At 60.9% G+C, this 20777-nt stretch carries 20 protein-coding genes and 1 tRNA gene; 11 read left to right on the plus strand and 10 right to left on the minus strand.

Going from position 1 to position 20777, the window contains the following annotated elements:
• Positions 1–6: 6 nt before the first annotated feature.
• The 6 genes from UIB01_RS05645 to UIB01_RS05670 form a co-directional block, all read right to left on the minus strand.
• Complete coding sequence (locus tag UIB01_RS05645) at positions 7–303, minus strand: winged helix-turn-helix domain-containing protein (protein ID WP_038657687.1); 297 nt, start codon at positions 301–303, stop codon at positions 7–9.
• A gap of 63 nt (positions 304–366) precedes the next feature.
• A complete protein-coding gene (nhaD, locus tag UIB01_RS05650) occupies positions 367–1749 on the minus strand; it encodes a sodium:proton antiporter NhaD (protein WP_038657689.1) in 1383 nt (460 codons plus the stop codon).
• Between the two features lie 391 nt (positions 1750–2140).
• On the minus strand, positions 2141–4975 hold the full coding sequence (locus UIB01_RS05655) for a valine--tRNA ligase (RefSeq protein WP_038657691.1): 2835 nt from the start codon (positions 4973–4975) through the stop codon (positions 2141–2143).
• A 124-nt stretch (positions 4976–5099) separates the two neighbouring features.
• Positions 5100–5480 carry a hypothetical protein gene (locus UIB01_RS05660; RefSeq protein WP_038657693.1) on the minus strand — a complete coding sequence of 127 codons (381 nt, stop codon included), beginning with the start codon at positions 5478–5480 and terminating at the stop codon, positions 5100–5102.
• Between the two features lie 71 nt (positions 5481–5551).
• Positions 5552–5971, minus strand: coding sequence for a DNA polymerase III subunit chi (locus UIB01_RS05665; RefSeq protein ID WP_038657695.1), 420 nt, complete (start codon positions 5969–5971; stop codon positions 5552–5554).
• Positions 5972–6044: 73 nt separating this feature from the next.
• Positions 6045–7532: a leucyl aminopeptidase gene (locus tag UIB01_RS05670; protein ID WP_038657697.1), complete on the minus strand. Its 1488-nt coding sequence runs from the start codon at positions 7530–7532 to the stop codon at positions 6045–6047.
• Between the two features lie 266 nt (positions 7533–7798).
• Between UIB01_RS05670 and lptF the strand changes: the two genes are divergently transcribed.
• Positions 7799–8920: an LPS export ABC transporter permease LptF gene (gene lptF / locus UIB01_RS05675; protein ID WP_038657699.1), complete on the plus strand. Its 1122-nt coding sequence runs from the start codon at positions 7799–7801 to the stop codon at positions 8918–8920.
• Complete coding sequence (lptG, locus tag UIB01_RS05680; RefSeq protein WP_038657701.1) at positions 8913–9974, plus strand: LPS export ABC transporter permease LptG; 1062 nt, start codon at positions 8913–8915, stop codon at positions 9972–9974. The genes lptF and lptG overlap by 8 nt, the downstream gene beginning before the upstream one ends.
• Before the next feature lie 61 nt (positions 9975–10035).
• Here the strand turns inward: lptG and UIB01_RS05685 are convergent, their stop codons facing one another.
• From UIB01_RS05685 to UIB01_RS05695, 3 genes are all read right to left on the minus strand, one after another.
• Positions 10036–10533, minus strand: a complete 498-nt coding sequence (locus tag UIB01_RS05685) for an RDD family protein (protein ID WP_038657703.1) — start codon at positions 10531–10533, stop codon at positions 10036–10038.
• Positions 10534–10627: 94 nt separating this feature from the next.
• Positions 10628–10840 (minus strand): cold-shock protein, encoded by a 213-nt coding sequence (locus UIB01_RS05690; RefSeq protein ID WP_003284681.1) that lies wholly within the window; start codon positions 10838–10840, stop codon positions 10628–10630.
• A gap of 478 nt (positions 10841–11318) precedes the next feature.
• Positions 11319–11405, minus strand: a tRNA-Leu gene (locus UIB01_RS05695).
• Between the two features lie 112 nt (positions 11406–11517).
• Here UIB01_RS05695 and queA point away from each other — a divergent pair.
• From queA to UIB01_RS05725, 6 genes are all read left to right on the plus strand, one after another.
• Positions 11518–12570 carry a tRNA preQ1(34) S-adenosylmethionine ribosyltransferase-isomerase QueA gene (queA, locus tag UIB01_RS05700; protein WP_038657705.1) on the plus strand — a complete coding sequence of 351 codons (1053 nt, stop codon included), beginning with the start codon at positions 11518–11520 and terminating at the stop codon, positions 12568–12570.
• A 14-nt stretch (positions 12571–12584) separates the two neighbouring features.
• Complete coding sequence (gene tgt / locus UIB01_RS05705; protein ID WP_102856959.1) at positions 12585–13700, plus strand: tRNA guanosine(34) transglycosylase Tgt; 1116 nt, start codon at positions 12585–12587, stop codon at positions 13698–13700.
• A gap of 42 nt (positions 13701–13742) precedes the next feature.
• A complete protein-coding gene (yajC, locus tag UIB01_RS05710; RefSeq protein ID WP_003296020.1) occupies positions 13743–14072 on the plus strand; it encodes a preprotein translocase subunit YajC in 330 nt (109 codons plus the stop codon).
• Positions 14073–14136: 64 nt separating this feature from the next.
• On the plus strand, positions 14137–16005 hold the full coding sequence (secD, locus tag UIB01_RS05715) for a protein translocase subunit SecD (RefSeq protein WP_038657709.1): 1869 nt from the start codon (positions 14137–14139) through the stop codon (positions 16003–16005).
• Between the two features lie 12 nt (positions 16006–16017).
• Positions 16018–16929, plus strand: a complete 912-nt coding sequence (secF, locus tag UIB01_RS05720) for a protein translocase subunit SecF (RefSeq protein ID WP_038657711.1) — start codon at positions 16018–16020, stop codon at positions 16927–16929.
• 76 nt (positions 16930–17005) lie between these two features.
• Complete coding sequence (locus tag UIB01_RS05725; protein WP_038657713.1) at positions 17006–17539, plus strand: glycine zipper 2TM domain-containing protein; 534 nt, start codon at positions 17006–17008, stop codon at positions 17537–17539.
• 58 nt (positions 17540–17597) lie between these two features.
• Here UIB01_RS05725 and suhB read toward each other — a convergent pair whose 3' ends face one another.
• A complete protein-coding gene (gene suhB, locus UIB01_RS05730; RefSeq protein ID WP_038657715.1) occupies positions 17598–18413 on the minus strand; it encodes a type III secretion system regulator SuhB in 816 nt (271 codons plus the stop codon).
• A gap of 94 nt (positions 18414–18507) precedes the next feature.
• On the opposite strand from suhB, the gene trmJ reads away from it, so the two are divergent.
• From trmJ to iscR, 3 genes are all read left to right on the plus strand, one after another.
• Positions 18508–19344, plus strand: a complete 837-nt coding sequence (gene trmJ, locus UIB01_RS05735) for a tRNA (cytosine(32)/uridine(32)-2'-O)-methyltransferase TrmJ (protein WP_230585291.1) — start codon at positions 18508–18510, stop codon at positions 19342–19344.
• On the plus strand, positions 19344–20120 hold the full coding sequence (gene cysE / locus UIB01_RS05740) for a serine O-acetyltransferase (protein ID WP_038665438.1): 777 nt from the start codon (positions 19344–19346) through the stop codon (positions 20118–20120). The genes trmJ and cysE overlap by 1 nt, the downstream gene beginning before the upstream one ends.
• A 159-nt stretch (positions 20121–20279) precedes the next feature.
• Positions 20280–20771, plus strand: coding sequence for a Fe-S cluster assembly transcriptional regulator IscR (gene iscR / locus UIB01_RS05745; protein WP_038657717.1), 492 nt, complete (start codon positions 20280–20282; stop codon positions 20769–20771).
• Positions 20772–20777 lie beyond the last annotated feature (6 nt).

Raw genomic sequence — 20777 nt, forward strand, 5'->3', positions numbered from 1 at the left:
GGACGATCAGGGGTAATCAAGGACGGACCTGATGTGCTTCAGGTTTCGCTCGATCCAGCCTTTGTCGATCGCGCCCCAGTCGCGGATGGCGTAGTGGCCGGCGTTATGCCGTTCACCATCGTCCTGCTCGAACGTGCATTCGATATCCAGGTCCGCGAGCGCGGCAAGGGTGTCCTGGGCGGTGCGGCGCGGCATGCCGGTGGCTGCCATCAGCGCCGGGACGCTGGTGGCGCTGCCGCTGTCGATCAGCCAGGCGACGTAGAGTCGGCGGTAGAAACTGGTTTTGGTCTTGCTGACGGTCATGCGTGGTCCCTGGCCAGGTCGTTGATGGCGCCTTTGGCGGCAACGACCTGGCAGGGCGATGGCTCAGCGCAGGGCGAGCATGCCGATGTAGGTCGCGGCGCCCGCAGTGTAACCGAGGAAAGCCAGCACGCTGACGCGCTTGATATACCAGGTGAAGCTGATCTTTTCCATGCCCATGGCTGCAACGCCTGCAGCCGAGCCGATGATCAGCGTGCTGCCGCCGGTGCCCGCGCAATAGGCGAGCATTTCCCAGAAGTTGCCGTCGATGACGAACTGCGACATCCAGCCGAGCTCTTCTGCGGCGGTAGCCGCGAGCATCTTCTCGCTGACTAGTGGGTACATCTTCATCGCGCCGGCTACCAGCGGCACGTTATCGACGACTGCGGAGAGCAGGCCGATGGCGTAGTTGATCGCGTAGATATGGCCGAGCGATTCGCGCAGCGCCGTGGCGACCTGGGTGAGATGGCCGGCGGTGGCAAGGCTGGAGACCGCCAGCAGGATGCCGAGGAAGAACAGCACGCTTGGGGTATCCACCTTGCGCAGGACGCCGACTACAGAGAGCGGGTGCTTGTCTTCGGCATTCTTGTTGCGGTGGATGATCTCGGTAGCCACCCAGAGTACGCCCAGGCCGAAGAGGATGCCCATGTACGGGGGCAGGTGGGTGACTGTCTTGAATACCGGGACGAACAGCAGGGCGGCGAGGCCAAGACCAAGCACCAGATTGCGCTCGAACACACTGGTGCTAGGCGGGTGCTTCTCGGCCAAGTGGGCGCGCGGCCGCGGCCGCGGGGCTTCGCCGCGCAGGGTGAAGCTGAGGATGATCAGCGGCACCAGCAGGCACACCAGGCTCGGTAGGAACAGGTTGACGATCACGCCCGAGGCGGTGATCTGGTTGCCGATCCAGAGCATGGTGGTGGTCACGTCACCGATCGGCGACCAGGCGCCACCGGAGTTGGCGGCGATCACCACGACACCGACGAACAACCAGCGCTCGGGGCGGCCGCGGATGAGCTTGCGCAGCAGCGATACCATGACGATGGTGGTAGTCAGGTTGTCCAGTGCAGCAGAGAGGAAGAAGGTCAGGAAACCGATGATCCACAGCAGGTGCACGCGCTTGCGGGTCTGGATGCGGTCGGTGATCGCCTTGAAGCCTTCGTGCGAGTCGATCAGCTCGACGATGGTCATCGCCCCGAGCAGGAAGAAGAGAATCTCTGACACTTCGCCCAGATGGTGACGCAGCGCTTCGACCACTACGGCAGACGAGTCCGCCGGGTCATGGCTGCCAGGCTGCAGCAGCGGAAGGATCTGGTCGGCGCCTAGCACCAGAATGGTCCAGGTCAACACCGCGGTGAGGATTGCCGCGGCGGCCTTGTCTATTTTCAGGGGATGTTCAAAGGCTATGCATAGATAGCCTATGACGAACACGACAGCCATGAGTGCATACATCGGAGGGACTCCATCTTGAGGAACCTTGCCGGGCATGCGGACGTGGCGACGCAGCCTCAGCGGCTGGCAGGCGGCGATCGGCTATCGGAGGTGAGACAAGTCGGGAACCGCGGGTGCGAGGCAGTTGCCTGCCGCTGGTAAACGGTTGCGCGTACAGCTCGATGCGGGAAGACATCGGGCCTCGCTGCAGAGGGCTCATTTCACATCGTCGAGCTGTTCGTCTTGGCTTTAACGGCCTGCCAGTTTGTAAAGGGGTGTTTCATGTGCGACATAGTGTATCAGCGTTACCGGTAATAACTTGTCATCAATCAAGATGACCTCCTTAAGCAAAAAGGCCAGCACCTTTCGGGCTGGCCTTCTCGTTTAACGCGATGATCAGATGATCAGATGATCAGAGGGTGGCGATTCGGTCGCGCTGCTCCTGCAACCGGGCTTTGGCCTGTTCTGCCTCGGCCAGTTTGGCGCGTTCCTTGTCGATCACCTCGGCTGGCGCCTTGTCGACGAAGCCGGCGTTCGACAGCTTGCCGCCGACACGTTTGACTTCGCCGTCCAGTCGCGCGATCTCCTTGTCCAGGCGTGCCAGTTCGGCATCCTTGTCAATCAGGCCGGCCATCGGTACCAGCACCTGCATGTCACCGACCAGCGCGATGGCCGACAGGGGGGCTTCTTCACCGTCGCCGAGCAGGCGCACGCTTTCCAGCTTGGCCAGCTTCTTCAGCAGCGGCTCGTTGTCGGCCAGGCGGCGCTGGTCCTCGGTTGAGGCGTTGCCCAGGACCACGTCGACACGCTTGGCCATGGAGATGTTCATCTCGCCTCGGATCTGGCGAATGCCCAGCATGAAGGCCTTGACCCACTCGATATCGCCTTCGGCGGCCTCGTCGATGCGCTCCGGATTGAACTCCGGCCAGGGCTGCAGCATCAGCGTCGGACCGGACTTACCGGCCAGCGGTGCAACGCGTTGCCAGATTTCCTCGGTGATGAACGGCATGAACGGATGCGCCAGGCGCAGCGCGGTTTCCAGTACGCGCACCAGGGTCCGGCGGGTGCCGCGCTGGCGCTCGGCGCTGGCGGTTTCGTCCCACAACAGCGGCTTGACCAGCTCCAGGTACCAGGCGCAGTACTCATCCCAGATGAATTCGTACAGCGCTTGGGCTGCCAGGTCGAAGCGGAAGGCCTCGAGCTGGCGGGTCACTTCGGCTTCGGTGCGCTGCAGGGCGGAGATGATCCAGCGGTCAACCGAGGACAGCTCCACCGGTTCGTCGTTGGCGCCGGTGTCCTTGCCTTCGGTATTCTCGAAGACGAAGTTGGCGGCGTTCCAGATCTTGTTGCAGAAGTTGCGATATCCCTCGACGCGACCCATGTCGAACTTGATGTCACGACCGGTGGAGGCCAGCGAGCAGAAGGTGAAGCGCAGGGCGTCGGTACCGTAGCTGGCGATACCTTCGGGGAATTCGGCGCGGGTCTGCTTGGCGATCTTCTCGGCGAGCTTGGGCTGCATCATGCCGCTGGTGCGCTTGGTCAGTAGCTCATCGAGGGTGATGCCATCGACGATGTCCAGCGGGTCGAGCACGTTGCCCTTGGACTTGGACATCTTCTGCCCCTGGCCATCGCGTACCAAGCCGTGCACATACACGGTCTTGAACGGAATCTGCCCGGTCAGGTGGGTGGACAGCATGATCATCCGGGCAACCCAGAAGAAAATGATGTCAAAGCCGGTGACCAGCACGTCGGTGGGATGGAAGGTCTTGAGGAAATCGGTCTGCTGCGGCCAGCCGAGGGTGGAGAAGGTCCACAGCCCGGAGCTGAACCAGGTGTCCAGCACGTCCTCGTCCTGACGCAGCTCGACGTTGTTGCAGAGGTTGTACTTGCTGCGCACTTCCACTTCATGGCGGCCAACGTAGACGTTGCCGGCTTCGTCGTACCAGGCCGGAATGCGGTGGCCCCACCAGAGCTGACGACTGATGCACCAGTCCTGGATGTCGCGCATCCAGCTGAAGTACATGTTCTCGTACTGCTTGGGCACGAACTGGATCTCGCCACTCTCGACGGCGGCGATGGCCTTCTCGGCGAGCGGCTTGGTGGACACGTACCACTGATCCGTCAGCCAGGGCTCGATGATGGTGCCGGAGCGATCGCCGCGAGGCACTTTCAGCGCGTGATCGTCGATCTTCTCCAGCAGGCTCATGGCGTCGAATTCGGCGACGATGGCCTTGCGTGCATCGAAGCGGTCCATGTGCGCATAGCCGTCCGGCAGGCTGCCGTCGATTTTGTCGTTCACCGAGCCATCGATGTTGAACACCTGGGCGCGGGCCAGGATGCAGGCGTTCTGGTCGAAGATGTTGATCAGCGGCAGGTGATGGCGCTTGCCGACCTCGTAGTCGTTGAAGTCATGCGCCGGGGTGATCTTCACGCAGCCGGTGCCGAACTCGAGGTCGACGTAGTCGTCGGCAACGATGGGGATCAGGCGGTTGACCAGCGGCAGCATGACGTGGCGGCCGATCAGGCTCTTGTAACGCTCGTCTTCAGGATGCACCGCAATGGCGGCGTCACCGAGCATGGTTTCCGGGCGGGTAGTGGCGACCACCAGGTAATCCAGGCCATCGGCGGTCTTGCAGCCGTCGGCCAGCGGATAACGCAGGTGCCAGAGGTGACCCTTCTCGTCGTGGTTCTCCACTTCCAGATCGGAAATGGCGGTGTGCAGCTTGGTATCCCAGTTGACCAGGCGCTTGCCGCGATAGATCAGGCCGTCCTCATGCAGGCGCACGAAGGCTTCCTTGACCGCCTCGGAGAGACCATCGTCCATGGTGAAGCGCTCGCGTGACCAGTCCACCGAGGAGCCCAGGCGACGGATCTGCCGGGTAATGGTGCCGCCGGATTCTTCCTTCCACTGCCAGACCTTCTCGAGAAACTTCTCGCGGCCCAGGTCATGACGGCTGGCGCCCTGGGCGGCCAATTGGCGCTCGACCACCATCTGCGTGGCGATACCTGCATGGTCGGTGCCCGGCTGCCACAGGGTGTTGCGGCCCTGCATGCGGCGCCAGCGGATCAGCGCGTCCATGATCGCGTTGTTGAAGCCGTGACCCATGTGCAGGCTGCCGGTGACGTTCGGCGGCGGGATCATGATGGTGTAGGGCTCGCCGGAACCTTGCGGGGCGAAATAGTTGTTCGATTCCCAGGTCTGGTACCAGGAAGTCTCGATGGCGTGCGGCTGGTAGGTCTTGTCCATGCGGCGGGACCCTTAAAACGGCTGGTCGGAAAAACGGGCAAGTATAAAGGCAAACGGCCGCGAGGTTTCGCGGCCGTGCGGGATTAACTGCGGATTAGCGCGGAGAAAGCGCGGTTGCGACGCTTCAGGGGCGCGGTGTACGAACCAGGCGCTCGAGGCGTGTTTCCAGGCGGCGCTTGAGCTCCGCTTCGATCTGCGGCACGAAGTCGTCGATCACTTCCTGCAGGATCAGGTTGGCGGCGGTGCGCAGCTCGTGATCAATGTGCCGCTCAGCCAGGGAGCGGAACGCGCTGCGTACACTGGTTTCCCGTGGCTCGTCGTCACTCGGGTCGCCGGAGGTTACAGCTGGGGCCGGCTCGACGATATCGGACAGCAAGGGGATGCTGTCTGGATCAAGCGCTTCGCTGTTCGGCGGGTTGTCAGGGAAGTCGTCACCGAGCAGGGCGCGAATGGACTCGAGATCGCTCAGCAGCTCGGCGGGTTTGTTCGGGGCTTTCGGTGTCATCTCAGAGGTTCCGGAGGCTGCAGCATCCCGGCTGCTGCCAGGGGTTGTCCCTTGCTGTCGTATGGAGGGTTCTAGAGTTCGACCCGTTGCGGATCATAGCCCTGACGGCGATACAGGCGGAAATTCTCCCGGCAGGCGGTCAGCAGCTGCGGCTCCTGATTGACGATCTCGATGATCCGGCTGAACTGGTCAAGGTGCGACGAAAGCGTCGACGCCAGGTTGATCAGCAGTCCCTGGGCGAACGGCGGCGCCTGGTCGATACCGACGACCACCGGTGCCTGCGGGTCATCGGCGTCCTGCTCGTGGGGGATGAAGCGCTCGGCGCGAAAGCTCCAGAGCAACTCATCCAACTGGTTCGATTGCTCCTCGTCCACGCAGCGGATGAATACCTGCATGCCGTGCTGCCAACCCTTGGCTGCCAGTTGGCAGGCCGCCCGCAAGCGGCCGAGCGGGTTGTCATCCGGCAGTACATAGAACTCGATCCGGGTCATGGCCGTGCTCCGTCCGGGCCGGCCGATGTGAGACGGCTCCGGCCCGAGGCTCTATGCGCGGCGGTCGGCATCGTCAGTTTGCCCGGTCCAACAGGTATTGGGTCAGCAGCGGCACGGGACGACCGGTAGCGCCTTTTTCCTTGCCGCCACTGGTCCAGGCCGTACCGGCGATATCCAGATGCGCCCAGGCGTATTTCTTGGTGAAGCGCGAGAGGAAGCAGGCGGCAGTAATGGTGCCGGCCTTGGGGCCGCCAATGTTGGCGATATCGGCGAAGGGGCTGTCCAGCTGCTCCTGATACTCGTCGAACAGCGGCAGTTGCCAGGCGCGGTCAGCGGCACTTTCGCCTGCCTGCAGCAGCTGCTGCACCAGTTCGTCGTTGTTGCCCAGCAGCCCCGAGGTGTTGCTGCCCAGCGCGACGATACAGGCGCCGGTCAGGGTGGCCACGTCAATTACTGCGCGTGGCTCGAAGCGTTCGGCGTAGGTGAGGGTATCGCACAGCACCAGACGGCCTTCAGCGTCGGTATTGAGGATTTCCACAGTCTGGCCGCTCATGGTGGTGACGATGTCGCCCGGGCGAGTCGCACCGCCGCTGGGCATGTTCTCGGCGCAGGCCAGCAGGCAGACCAGGTTAATCGGCAGCTGCAGCTCCAGTACGGCCTTGAGCGTGCCGAGTACGCAGGCGGCACCGCCCATGTCGTACTTCATCTCGTCCATGCCCTGGCCCGGCTTGAGGCTGATGCCGCCGGTATCGAAGGTGATGCCTTTGCCTACCAGGGCATAAGGTTTGTCGCCTTTGTTGCCGCCGTTGTACTGCATGACGATGATGCAGCCGGGCTGATCGCTACCCTGGGATACCGCGAGGAAAGCGCCGGCGCCGAGATCCCTCAGCTTCTTCTCATCCAGAACGTCGACATTCAGGCCCTTGTAAGCCTTGCTCATCTGCTTGGCCTGCTCGGCGATGTAGGTCGGGTGGCAGACATTCGGCGGCAGATTGCCGAGGTCGCGGGTGAAGGCCATGCCGCTGGCGATCGCCGAGGCTTCGCGCGCGGCGCGCTCCACTGCTGGCTGTTCGGTCTTGTCGCAGAGCAGGGTGATCTTTTGCAGTGCGCGCGGTTCGGCTTTCTTGCTCTTGAAGCTGTCGAACACGTACTGGCCGTCGGCGACGATCTCCACCAGCAGGCGAGTGCGCGCGTAGCTGTCGCGGCCCTTGACCTGCACGTCCTGCATGGCGAAAGCCGCGTCGCCGCCGCCGAGGTTCTTGATCACAGCCAATGCGGCGTTGACCACCTTGCGCCATTGACGACTGTCGAGGTCGTCCGCCTTGCCGATGCCGACCAGCAGTACGCGTTCGGCCTTGAGTCCCGGCAGGCTGTGCAGCAGCAGTGTCTGTCCCGACTTGCCCTGAATGTCACCACGCTTGAGCGCGGCACTGAGCGCGCCGCCGCTGGCGCTGTCCACGCTCTGCGCGACGCTGCCGAGGACGCAATCCTCGCCTAGCGGCAGAATCAGGGTGGCGGTCTTCTGGGTGGAGGCTTTGGCGCTTTTGACAACAAATTCCATGACGTGGTGTCCCCAAGACAAAGAGTCGGGTTTGCAGGATAATGCCGGGCTTATTTTTCCGGTGGTTCGCCTGTACGGTCGTTGCTAACGACTGCGCTAGGCTAGAAACGTTGCAATCGACCGTGCTTCGGCGATTGCCTCGGCGCGGCGATCCGCGTCCGGTCGGTGTGCCATTACCTATTTCCAACGGTCTGCTGCGGCGGGCCGGCAACTGGCGGCTAGTTTGAGCGTTGCCGCCAGAGCCTGACAACCCTGGAGTGTCTGGTTTGATCGTCTTTCGTTACCTGTCCCGAGAACTGCTGGTCACCATGAGCGCGGTCAGTGCCGTGCTGCTGGTAATCATCATGAGCGGCCGCTTCATCAAGTATCTGGCGCAGGCTGCGCAGGGGGTGCTCGATCCCGGCGTGCTGTTGCTGATCATGGGCTTTCGTCTGCCCGGCTTCCTTCAGCTGATCCTTCCTCTTGGGCTGTTCCTCGGCATTCTGCTGGCCTACGGCCGCCTCTATCTGGAAAGCGAAATGACCGTACTGTCGGCGACCGGCATGAGCCAGCGCCGTTTGCTGGCCTACAGCATGGCGCCGGCCGCACTGGTTGCGGCGCTGGTGGGTTGGCTGAGTCTGGGTCTGGCGCCGCAAGGTATTGCCGAGGTGGATCGCATCTTCAATCAGCAGGATTCGCTGACCGAGTTCGACACGCTGGTCCCAGGGCGCTTCCAGACGCTGCGTGGGGGCTCGCGGGTAACCTACACCCGCGAGCTTTCGGCTGACCGCAGTGAGCTGGGTGGGGTGTTCATTTCGGAAACCAACGTATCGCGTCAGACCGGCAAGGAAAGCGGGCTGTCGGTGTTGGTTGCCGAAAGCGGCCGGCAGGAGATCCAGCCTGACGGCAGTCGCTACCTGATCCTGGAAAACGGTTATCGCTACGACGGCAATCCGGGGCAGGCCGACTATCGCGCGATTCAATACGATACCTACGGCGTGCTGCTTCCCAAGCCTGAGGTGAGCATGGAGCTGAGCGAGCGCGAGGCTATGCCGACTCGGGAGCTGCTGGGTAGCGACAATGTGCGCCATCAGACTGAGCTGCAGTGGCGGCTATCTCTGCCGCTGCTGGTGTTCGTTGTCACGGTGCTGGCTGTGCCGCTGGCGAAGGTCAACCCGCGGCAGGGACGCTTCCTCAAGCTGCTGCCCGCCATCCTGCTCTATATGACCTATCTAGCCTTGTTGATCGCCGTGCGGGGTGCGCTGGACAAGGGCCGTATCCCGATAGCGCTGGGGCTTTGGTGGGTGCACGGGGTGTTCCTGGCCATCGGCCTGCTGATGCTGTTCTGGGAACCAATCAGGCTGCGAATGAAGAAGCGCCATGTGCGGCGGGAGGTGGCCCATGGTTAAGCTCGATCGCTATATCGGTATCCATGTCTTCCTCGCCATTCTGACCGTGCTCGGCATCATCGTCGGGTTGGCGCTGCTGTTCGCTTTCATCGATGAGCTGGGTGATGTCCAAGGCGGCTATGGTCTGGGTGATGCTTTGCAGTACGTGCTGCTTACCTCGCCGCGTCGGCTGTATGAAATGCTGCCGATGGCGGCCCTGATCGGTTGCCTTATCGGTCTGGGTACTCTGGCCAGCAGCAGCGAACTGACCATCATGCGTGCGGCGGGCGTCTCGCTGGGGCGTATCGTGACGGCCGTGATGAAGCCGATGCTGGTGCTGCTTGTCGCCGGCATCCTGATCGGTGAGTACGTCGCGCCCGCGACCGAGGATGTCGCGCAGGCTCGGCGCTCCCTGGCGCAAGGCGCAGGTGAAGCGCAAAGCAGCAAGCGCGGATTGTGGCATCGGCAGGAAAACGAGTTTGTGCACGTCAATGCGGTGCAGCCCGGTGGGGTTCTGGTAGGCGTGACGCGCTATCGTTTCGACGACGAACGCCGGCTGCAGTCTTCAAGTTTCGCTCGTCGTGCCAGCTATCAGGGGGATCACTGGAAGCTCGAGAACATTTCGACGACGCATTTCCGTGGTGACCACACCGAGGTGCTGCGCACGCCCGAAGAGCGCTGGGATGTCCAGTTGACCCCTCAGCTGCTTGGTACCGTGGTGATGGAGCCGGAAGCGCTGTCGATCACCGGCCTGTGGCGCTATATCCACTACCTCGGCGATCAGGGGTTGAATAATGGTCGTTACTGGCTGGCATTCTGGACAAAGGTCCTGCAGCCGGTTGTCACGGTGGCGCTGGTCCTGCTGGCAATCTCGTTCATCTTCGGGCCTCTACGTTCGGTCACGCTCGGCCAGCGCATCTTTACCGGTGTGGTCGTCGGCTTCGTGTTCCGCATCATCCAGGACCTGCTCGGTCCTGCAAGCCAGGTGTTCGGCTTTTCGCCATTGCTTGCAGTGGTACTTCCGGCAAGCATCTGTGCGCTGATCGGGGCGTGGCTGCTGCGTAGGGCGGGGTAGCAGAGGATGCCTTCGGAGCAGTGGCGCCGAAGGCTTGCTGTCGAGGAAGGGTAAGTTGCGCTTACTTCTTGTGGATGTTCTTCGGTAACTGGACGGCCTGACTATCGGAATAGATGTCGGGCCAGGTGCGCTTTTGCTTGTCGATCAGCATCCACCAGTAGCCCATTCCCAGGCACAGCAGCGAAACCAGTGCGATCAAAAAGCGCAACAGCGCCTGCCATAGGTCGATGGCTCGCCCGTCCGCGTTCTGGATTCGAATACCCCATACCTGCATGCCCAGCGTCTGGCCGTTGTGGGTCCAGAACTTGGCAAAGAAGCCGAACAGGCTGAACAGCAGAAGGGTGGAGAGCAGCGGGTCGATATCCAGGCGGCCGGCGTCGGCAAGCATCTGCAACTGTTCGCTGCCGTAGAGCAGACGCAGTAATACCTGCTGATAGAGCAGTGTGACGACCATCATCAGCGCGATACATAGCAGGCTGTCATAGAACATTGCTGCCAGTCGGCGCGCCAGGCCGGCGGCGGGAAACTGGCCCTGCGGGCTGAGCAGATGTCTGCGCATTACGTGTCTCGATAAAGTGGCGGTGGCGCATTCTACGGAATTGCGCGCATAAAAAAGCCCCTGATGTTGCCATCAGGGGCTTTCGGAGCGTGGCTTATTCCTGGATTTGAACCTGGTCAGCCTGCATGCCCTTTTGACCTTGCACTGCGACGAAGCTGACTTTCTGGCCTTCTTTCAGGCTCTTGAAGCCATTACCTTCGATTGCGCGGAAGTGCACAAACAGATCCGGACCGCTCTCAGGAGTGATGAAACCAAAACCTTTTTCGTCGTTAAACCACTTGACGGTACCGTTCTGACGATTCGACATGTCTTTGTATCCTTGAAACTCAAAAGTAGAATTGCCCCCGCAAAGCGGGAAGCTGGAACTGGTTGCAAGGAGTAAGAGAGTCGAGCGGAGTAGCGGATCTGAAGATCTACTGCACCAGGTCACGATTCAACAGCGACCCATGCAAACACAGTGGGCACACTCTACGATAACTCGCCAGGGAAAGCCAACCCCTCGGAGCCATAGAATTTGCCTGTCCAGGCAGCGCCTTTTCGGCACTTTTGAAGTGAACTCGACTCGCTGTATCCACTGGCGTGGGAGAGTCATGCCACAAGCTGACCGAATCGATGCGGGTGTCAGTCTGTGTGGGGGAAGCAGTATCGCCATGTTGCTTGCTGTACTGCAGGGCCATGCTGTTCAGATGGTCGCGTACGGCTTGATGCTTTTGAAGCTTCGCTACGCCGGCTTTCGGTTACCGCTCGCGGAGTTTGCGGTGTGGCTGCGTGTAGCGATTCACTGATGGTGCCTCGAGAGAGACTCGAACTCTCACGTTGTTACCAACGGCGGATTTTGAATCCGCTGCGTCTACCGATTCCGCCATCGAGGCACAGTGGGCGCGCAGTATAGGGATGCAAAGTGCGGTGGTCAATCGTTTGGCGTGGCCAGATAGACACCTTTCGGATAAGATTTGCGCTCTTTCCGCGTCCTGAAACCTGTCCATGCAAGTCGCTGATTTCTACTTCCAGCTGCCCGACGCCCTGATCGCAACGCATCCCTTGGCAGAGCGGCGCGCAAGTCGTCTGCTTGTGCTTGATGGCGAAACCGGGAATCTTTCGCACCGCAACTTCGCTGACCTGCTGGATTACGTGCGTCCTGGCGACTTGATGGTGTTCAACAACACCCGGGTGATTCCGGCGCGACTTTTTGGCCAGAAAGCTACTGGCGGCAAGTTGGAGATTCTCGTCGAACGGGTGCTGGGCGGTCGCAGCGTTCTGGCGCATATCCGTTCAAGCAAGTCGCCCAAGCCTGGCTCGAAGATCCTGCTCGACGGCGGTGGTACTGCCGAAATGGTCGCCCGGCATGATGCCCTGTTCGAACTTGTCTTCGAGGAGGATGTGTTGCCGCTGCTCGAGCGCATCGGCCACATGCCATTGCCTCCTTATATAGACAGGCCAGACGATGCCGCCGATCGCGAGCGCTATCAGACCGTCTATGCACAGCGCGCCGGCGCCGTGGCGGCTCCCACCGCCGGGCTGCATTTCGATGAGCCCATGTTGGAGGGGTTACGAGCTGCCGAGGTCGAGACCGCCTACGTCACCCTGCATGTCGGTGCCGGTACCTTCCAGCCGGTGCGCGTGGAGCGCATCGAGGAACACCACATGCACCGCGAGTGGCTGGAAGTGACGCAGGAAGTGGTCGATGCGGTTGCGGCTTGTCGCGCGCGCGGCGGTCGGGTGATCGCAGTAGGGACTACCAGTGTTCGCTCGCTGGAAACGGCTGCCCGTAACGACGGCAAGCTCAAACCGTTCAGTGGCGATACCGATATCTTCATCTATCCAGGCAAGACCTTTCATGTCGTCGATGCGCTGGTGACCAATTTCCATTTGCCCGAATCAACCCTGCTGATGCTGGTCTCCGCCTTTGCCGGCTATCCGGAAACCATGGCGGCTTACGCCGAGGCTGTGGCTCAGCGCTATCGCTTCTTCAGTTACGGTGATGCCATGTTCATCACCCGCAATCCCGCGCCGCGCGGCCCCGAGGAAACCCAATGACTCGCACCTGCCATATGTCCTTCGAGCTGCTTGCCACCGATGGTAAGGCGCGTCGAGGGCGTTTGACCTTTCCCCGTGGTACCGTCGAGACGCCGGCGTTCATGCCGGTAGGCACCTACGGCACCGTCAAGGGCATGCTGCCGCGTGACATTGAGGCGATCGGGGCGCAGATCATTCTCGGCAACACCTTCCACCTGTGGCTGCGCCCGGGAACGGAAGTGATCAAGCGTCACGGTGATCTGCATGATTTCATGCAGTGGCAGGGGCCGATACTCACCGACTCTGGTGGCTTCCAGGTGTTCAGCCTCGGCGCGATGCGCAAGATCAAGGAGGAGGGTGTCTATTTCGCTTCCCCGGTCGATGGCGCCAAGGTGTTCATGGGGCCGGAAGAGTCCATGCAGGTCCAGCGCGACCTCGGTTCGGATATCGTGATGATCTTTGACGAATGTACGCCTTATCCGGCTGACGAAGACGTCGCGCGGCGTTCGATGGAGCTGTCGCTGCGCTGGGCGAAGCGTTCCAAAGTCGCTCATGGCGACAGTCCATCGGCGCTGTTCGGCATCGTTCAGGGTGGCATGCACGAGTCGCTGCGCATGCGATCGCTGGAGGGGCTGTGCGAGATCGGCTTCGATGGCCTGGCGATTGGTGGGCTCTCGGTCGGCGAGCCGAAGGAAGAGATGATTCGCGTCCTCGACTTCCTGCCGCCGCAGATGCCTGCCGACAAGCCACGTTACCTGATGGGCGTGGGCAAGCCGGAGGATCTGGTCGAAGGCGTGCGGCGTGGTGTCGACATGTTCGATTGCGTGATGCCGACCCGCAATGCGCGCAACGGTCATTTGTTTACCGATACCGGCGTGATCAAAATTCGTAACGCGGTGCACAAACACGACGATTCGCCGCTGGATCCGAGCTGTGATTGTTACACCTGCAAACATTTCTCCCGCGCTTATCTACATCATCTGGATAAATGCGGCGAAATGCTCGGTAGCATGTTGAATACCATCCATAACCTGCGGCATTACCAGCGGGTTATGGCTGGTTTACGCGACGCCATTCAACAGGGTACATTGGCGGCCTTTGTCGACGCCTTTTATGCCAAGCGCGGTCTGCCAACGCCGCCGCTTGCGTGACGTGCCAGAACAAAACAATCCTTTCTGCAACAGGAGTGCTACATGAGCTTTCTGATTCCCGCCGCCTATGCCCAGGAGGCTGCCGCTGGTCCTGCCGGCACTGGTTTCGAGTGGGTTTTCCTGGTCGGTTTTCTGGTCATCTTCTACCTGATGATCTGGCGCCCCCAGTCCAAGCGTGCCAAGGAACACAAGAACCTGATCGCCGGCCTGCAGAAGGGCGACGAAGTGGTCACTTCCGGCGGTATCGCTGGCAAGGTCACCAAGGTTGCCGATGACTTTGTGGTAATCGAGGTGTCCGATAACGTTGAGCTGAAGTTCCAGAAAGTGGCAATCGCCGCAACGTTGCCCAAGGGCACACTGAAAGCCATCTGAGCTGACTTCATTCAACACCGACGGGGCGCGCAAGGCGCCCCGCGTTCATTAAACGGGCTGCGTCATGCTCAATAGATTCCCTCTCTGGAAATACCTGCTGATTCTGGCAGTGCTCGCCATCGCCTTCGTTTATTCGGCACCAAATCTCTATCCGGACGACCCGGCTATCCAGGTTACTGGCGCCAGTACGGCACAGGAAATCGGTACCGCGGACCTTGAGCGGATCAGTAAGGCGCTCTTGGATGGCGGTATTGCTGTCAAGTCTGCTTCGCTGGACGAGCAGGGTCGCGGCGGCCTGGTGCGCCTGGAGCGGCAGGATGATCAGTTGCCGGCGAAAGATATCGTTCGGCGTACGCTTGGCGACGCCTATGTCGTTGCCCTCAATCTGGCGCCTACCACACCCGACTGGCTGCGCAGCCTGGGCGCCAGCCCAATGAAGCTGGGTCTCGACCTTTCCGGTGGCGTGCACTTCCTTTTGGAAGTCGACATGGAGAAGGCCATTGAAACGCGGCTGAACGTTTCCGAGGGCGAGGTCAAGAGCCTGCTGCGCAAGGAGCGCGTGCGCTACCGCAGTCTGCCGAACCTGAAAGACGCTGTGCAGCTAGGCTTCGCCGATGAAGCGACGCTGAGCACGGCTCAGTCAGTTATCCGCAAGAACTTCACCGATTTCGAATTGACTTCCGCTGAGCGTAACGGCCAGTACGTGCTGCGCCTGACGCTTACCGAAGCCAAGTTGGCGGAAATCCGCGAATACTCGATCAAGCAAAACCTGACGACGGTGCGCAATCGAGTGAACGAGCTTGGCGTGGCTGAGCCGCTGGTACAGCGCCAGGGCGCCAATCGGATCGTCGTGGAGCTGCCGGGCGTGCAGGATACCGCCGAAGCCAAGCGCATTCTCGGCAAGACAGCGAATCTGGAATTCCGTCTGGCGGCCGATGCCGACGCATCACGCGCTTCTACCGAGGCGTTCGAGTTCCGCCAGGAAGGCCGTCCGCCGGTCCAGTTGGAGCGCACACTGATCATCACCGGTGATCAGGTGACCGATGCCCAGGCCAGCTACGACGAGAACGGTCGCCCACAGGTCAATATCCGTCTCGATGGGCATGGCGGCGATCTGATGAATCGCGCTACGCGTAACAATGTAGGTCGCAGCATGGCGGTGATCTTCATCGAGCAGCGGCCGATGACCCGCTATGTGCGGCAGATGGTTGACGGCGTGGAGCAGGAAGTACGGGTCGAAACCTTTCAGGAAGAGAAGAAGATCATCAGCCTGGCGACCATCCAGTCGCCGCTCGGCAGCCAGTTCCGCATCACCGGTCTCGACGGTCAGGGTGAGTCGTCCGAGCTGGCGCTGCTGCTACGCGCCGGCGGCCTGGCTGCGCCGATGTATTTCGCCGAGGAGCGTACTATCGGCCCTAGCCTCGGCGCGGAGAACATCAAGTTAGGTGTCCAGGCTGCCATGTGGGGCTTTCTGTTCGTCGCCATCTTCATGGTGCTGATCTACAAATTCTTTGGTGTGCTGGCGACCATTGCGCTGCTGTTCAACATGGTAGTTCTGACCGCCCTGATGTCGATGCTCAATGCCACGCTGACCCTGCCGGGTATTGCCGGCATCGTGCTCACCATGGGTATGGCGGTCGATGCCAACGTGCTGATCTTCTCGCGGATCCGTGAGGAGATTGCCAATGGCATGTCGATTCAGCGTGCCATCCATGAAGGTTTTGATCGGGCTTTCTCGGCGATCGTCGATGGCAACCTCACTACCTTGCTGGTCGGCGGCATTCTGTTCGCCATGGGTACCGGCCCGATCAAGGGCTTTGCGGTGACCTTGTCGATCGGGATCCTGACGTCGATGTTCACTGCAATCATCGTGACGCGTGGCATGGTCAACCTGATCTATGGTGGCCGCGATCTCAAGAAGCTGTGGATTTAAGGGGCTAGCACGATGAAGCGCGTAATCAATTTCATGGGCGTTCGCCATGTGGCCTTTGCCCTTACCGTGCTGCTGACGGTTGCTTCGCTGGCTAGTCTGGTGGTCAAAGGGCTCAACTTCGGCCTGGATTTCACTGGAGGCACGTTGATCGAGCTGGGCTACGAGCGCCCAGTCGAGCTCGAGCAGGTTCGTGGGCAGTTGGTGCAGTCCGGTTTCGCCGAGGCGGTGGTCCAGAGCTTTGGCGCGACCACCGATGTGCTGGTGCGTATGCCTGGTGACGATCCGCAACTCGGCGAGCGCGTCGCCAGTGCGTTGCGCAGCGCCGACAGCGGCAACTCGGTGAGCGTGAAGCGCGTCGAGTTCGTCGGGCCGGCAGTGGGCGAGGAGCTGCGTGATCAGGGGGGGCTGGGCATGTTGCTCGCGCTGGGCGGTATCCTGGTTTACGTGGCGTTCCGGTTCCAGTGGAAGTTCGGCCTAGGCGCTGTGCTGTCGCTTTTTCACGACGTTATCCTGGTGCTCGGGGTGTTCTCGTTCTTCCAGATTTCGTTCGATCTTACGGTGCTGGCAGCTGTGCTGGCGGTAATCGGCTATTCGCTGAACGACACCATTGTCATCTTCGACCGGATTCGCGAGAACTTCCGCATGCTGCGCAAGGCGGAGCTGCTGGAGAATATCAACATCTCCACCACGCAAACGCTGCTGCGCACCGTGGCGACTTCCGTGTCCACCTTGCTGGCAGTTGGCTCACTAATGGTGTTCGGTGGTGAGAACCTGTGGGGTTTCTCGCTGGCGCTGTTGATCGGCGTCGGTGCAGGGACCTACTCGTCGGTTTACGTTGCAGGTATGTTGCTCGTGTGGCTCAAGCTCACCCGCGATGACTTGATTCCGCCAGTGGTGGAAGAGGAAGTCGACGAGCGTCCCTGACTTCTTCGAACTTCCGCAGTCTGGCGAGGTCCAAGGCTGCGGAACGGGCGAAGCCCGAAGGAAAGAGGAAGTCACTGTGAACAAATCCATGTTGGTCGGTACGGCACTTGGCGTGGTTGTCGCCACCGCTGGCGGCGCTTTCGCTACTTATAGTCTGGTTGATCGCGGGCCAAAGTTTGCCGAGGTGCTGGCTGTCGAGCCCATCAAGGAAACCATCCGGACGCCCCGCGAGGTCTGCAAGGATGTCACTGTGACTCGCCAGAAGCCCGTGCAGGACGAGCACCGCATCGCGGGTACTGCGGTAGGTGCCGTGGTCGGCGGTCTGCTCGGCAATCAGGTCGGCGGAGGCAACGGCAAGAAGATCGCGACTGTCGCCGGTGCGGTTGGTGGCGGTTACGCTGGTAATCAGGTGCAGGGCCGGATGCAGGCCAACAGCACCTATACAACCACCGAAACACGTTGCAGTACGGTTACCGATACGCACGACAAAGTCGTCGGTTACGACGTCCAATACGACCTCGCAGGGAAGGTTGGCCGCGTGCGTATGGATCGTGATCCAGGCGGCCAGATTCCGGTGCAGGATGGGCAGCTGATGCTGTCGCAGCAGTGATCTGAGCGGTAAAGCGCAGACGAAAAAAACGCCCCGTTGGGGCGTTTTTTTTGCTTCCTCAGCGTTTGAGTGACGGCGTGAGGTGCGGTTGGATAGCAGTCAGTACGGCCTTGAAGCACTTGGTGTTGCCGGCAACGATCTGCCCTTTTTCCAGGAAATCGTGGCCGCCGCTGAAGTCACTGACCAGGCCGCCTGCTTCCTGAATCAGCAGGGCGCCAGCGGCCATGTCCCATTCCGAGAGGCCGAATTCCCAGAACGCATCGAAGCGGCCGGCGGCAACATAAGCGAGGTCCAGGCTGGCGGCACCCGCACGACGCAGGCCCGAGGTCTGGCCGACCAGGCTGCGAAACATGTTCAGATAGGCGTCCAGGTTGTCCATCTGGCCGTCTTTGAACGGAAAGCCGGTACCGAGCAGTGCGCCTTCTAGGCTCTTGCGTGTGCTGACTCGTAGGCGGCGACCGTTCACTGCTGCGCCGCGACCGCGGCTGGCGGTGAACTCTTCCTGGCGCACCGGGTCCAGAACGACCGCGTGCTCCAGGCGTCCGCGGTATTTGCAGGCAATGCTGACGGCATAGTGAGGAATGCCGCGAACGAAGTTGGTGGTGCCATCCAGCGGGTCGATGATCCACAGGTAATCAGCGCCGTCGCCGCTGCCTTCGAGCAGTCCGCCTTCCTCGCCGAGGATCCCGTGATTCGGATAGGCCTTGCGCAGCGCGTTGACGATGCACTGCTCGGCGGCCTTGTCGATCTCGGTAACGTAATCCTTCGCTTCTTTCTCGTTGACCGAGATTGCATCCAGGCGATCGGTGGAACGGACAATCAGTTCGCCGGCGCTGCGGGCGGCGCGCAGCGCGATATTCAGCATGGGCTGCATGGATCAATTACCTGGTCGTTAAAGAAAGCGCGGAATTCTATCAGGAAAGCGCCGGTGCATGTAGCGTCACGGGTGCTGCGGCCAGGTCCCGCAGATGGCGGATCACGAGCTGCTTCCTGTAAGCTTTCCGCTCGCTTTCAAGCAGAGAATCATCGTGTCGCTGCAGAATATTCGTGTGGTGCTGGTCAACACCAGCCACGCTGGCAACATCGGTGGCGCAGCTCGCGCCATGAAGAACATGGGCCTGTCGCGTCTGGTGTTGGTCGAGCCGGAAGATTTTCCGAGTCCCGATGCTGTAGCTAGGGCGTCCGGCGCAACCGATATTCTCGATGCCGCGCAGGTTGTCGGTACGCTGGAGGAGGCGCTGGTCGGTTGCAGTCTGGTGTTGGGGACCAGCGCGCGTGATCGGCGCATTCCGTGGCCGCTGTTGGATCCGCGAGAGTGCGCAACGGTTTCCGTGGAGCAGGCGGCTTGCGGAAGCGATGTGGCGTTGGTTTTCGGGCGCGAGTACGCCGGCCTGACCAATGAAGAGCTGCAGCGCTGCCAGTATCACGTTCATATCCCGTCCGACCCGCAGTTCAGTTCGTTGAATCTTGCCGCCGCGGTACAGGTGCTCACCTATGAGGTGCGCATGGCATGGCTGGCGGCCGAAGGCCGTCCGACGAAAGTCGAGAAGCTTGAAACCACGGCAATGCTGGACGCTCAGCCGGTAACGGTCGATGAGTTGGAGAATTACTTCGGGCATCTCGAGCAGACCTTGGTGGATATTGGTTTCCTGGATCCGGCCAAGCCGAGGCATCTGATGCCGCGGTTACGGCGTCTATATGGGCGCAGCGGTATCAGCAAGCTGGAAATGAATATCCTGCGCGGTATCCTCACCGAGACACAAAAGGCTGCCCGCGGCGAGCCTCATAAGCGGAGAAGTGAATGATGTTCGAACGCATGCGCGAAGACATTCAGAGTGTTTTTCATCGCGACCCGGCGGCACGCAATGCATTCGAAATCCTGACCTGCTACCCGGGGCTGCATGCCATTTGGATGCATCGGCTTTCCCATTGGCTGTGGGTGCACGAGTGGAAATGGCTCGCGCGCATGTCATCGAATCTCGGACGCTGGCTGACGGGGGTTGAAATACACCCAGGGGCCAGGATCGGGCGGCGTTTCTTCATCGACCACGGCATGGGTATCGTCATTGGCGAAACTGCCGAGATTGGCGATGACGTGACGCTCTACCATGGTGTCACGCTCGGCGGCACCAGCTGGAACAAGGGTAAGCGTCATCCTACGCTCGAGGATGGCGTGATCGTCGGGGCGGGCGCCAAGATTCTCGGCCCGTTCACTGTCGGTGCGGGAGCGAAGATCGGCTCCAATGCGGTGGTTACTCGAGAAGTCCCGCCGGGTGCAACTGCGGTGGGGATTCCGGGGCGGGTAATCGTCAAATCCAGTGATGAGCAGGAGGCGCGGCGCAAGGCCATTGCTGAGAAGATTGGCTTCGACGCCTATGGCGTCAGCGAGGATATGCCGGATCCGGTAGCGCGGGCGATTGGTCAGCTGCTCGATCACGTGCAGGCAGTTGAAGAGCGTCTGGAAGGCATGTGCGGAGCCCTCAAGGCGCTTGGTAGCGACTATTGCGCCAAGGAACTCCCTGAGCTGCGAGAGGAAGACTTCGTTGAGGTGAAGTCGGATGCCGGCGACGGCCGCACCTGAAGTGCGCAGGCCGGTTGCAGCTGGTATCATGCCGGCCCGCTGCCTCTAGCCAGATGTGGCTTCCAGACTAAAGACCTACTGAATTAATAGGTCTTATAGTTGACTCAAATACTCGGGAATTGCATAATTGCGCCAAACCGTAATGCTTGGTGCAGACCGATGCGATTAACCACCAAAGGCCGTTATGCCGTGACCGCCATGCTTGATCTGGCGCTGCATGCGCAGCATGGGCCGGTCTCCCTGGCCGATATTTCCGAGCGGCAGGGTATTTCCCTTTCCTATCTCGAGCAGCTTTTCGCGAAGCTGCGCCGCGGCAGCCTGGTGACCAGCGTGCGAGGCCCCGGCGGCGGCTATCAACTTTCTCGCGACATGGCCGGTATTCAGGTCGCCCAGGTCATCGACGCTGTCAATGAGTCGGTCGATGCCACGCGCTGCCAAGGTCTGGGCGGCTGCCACTCTGGCGATACCTGTCTTACCCACCATCTATGGTGTGACCTCAGCCAGCAGATTCATGAATTCCTCAGCGGCATCAGCCTGGCCGATCTGGTCAAGCGCCAGGACGTGCAGCAGGTCGCCCTGCGGCAGGACATGCGCAAGGCTAGTGGCACTTCGCCGCAGATGGACAAGATAGAAACGTCCGCCATCGAATGAGCAGGG

The organism is Stutzerimonas decontaminans (assembly GCF_000661915.1).
In the GTDB taxonomy this organism is placed as follows: Bacteria; Pseudomonadota; Gammaproteobacteria; order Pseudomonadales; family Pseudomonadaceae; genus Stutzerimonas; species Stutzerimonas decontaminans.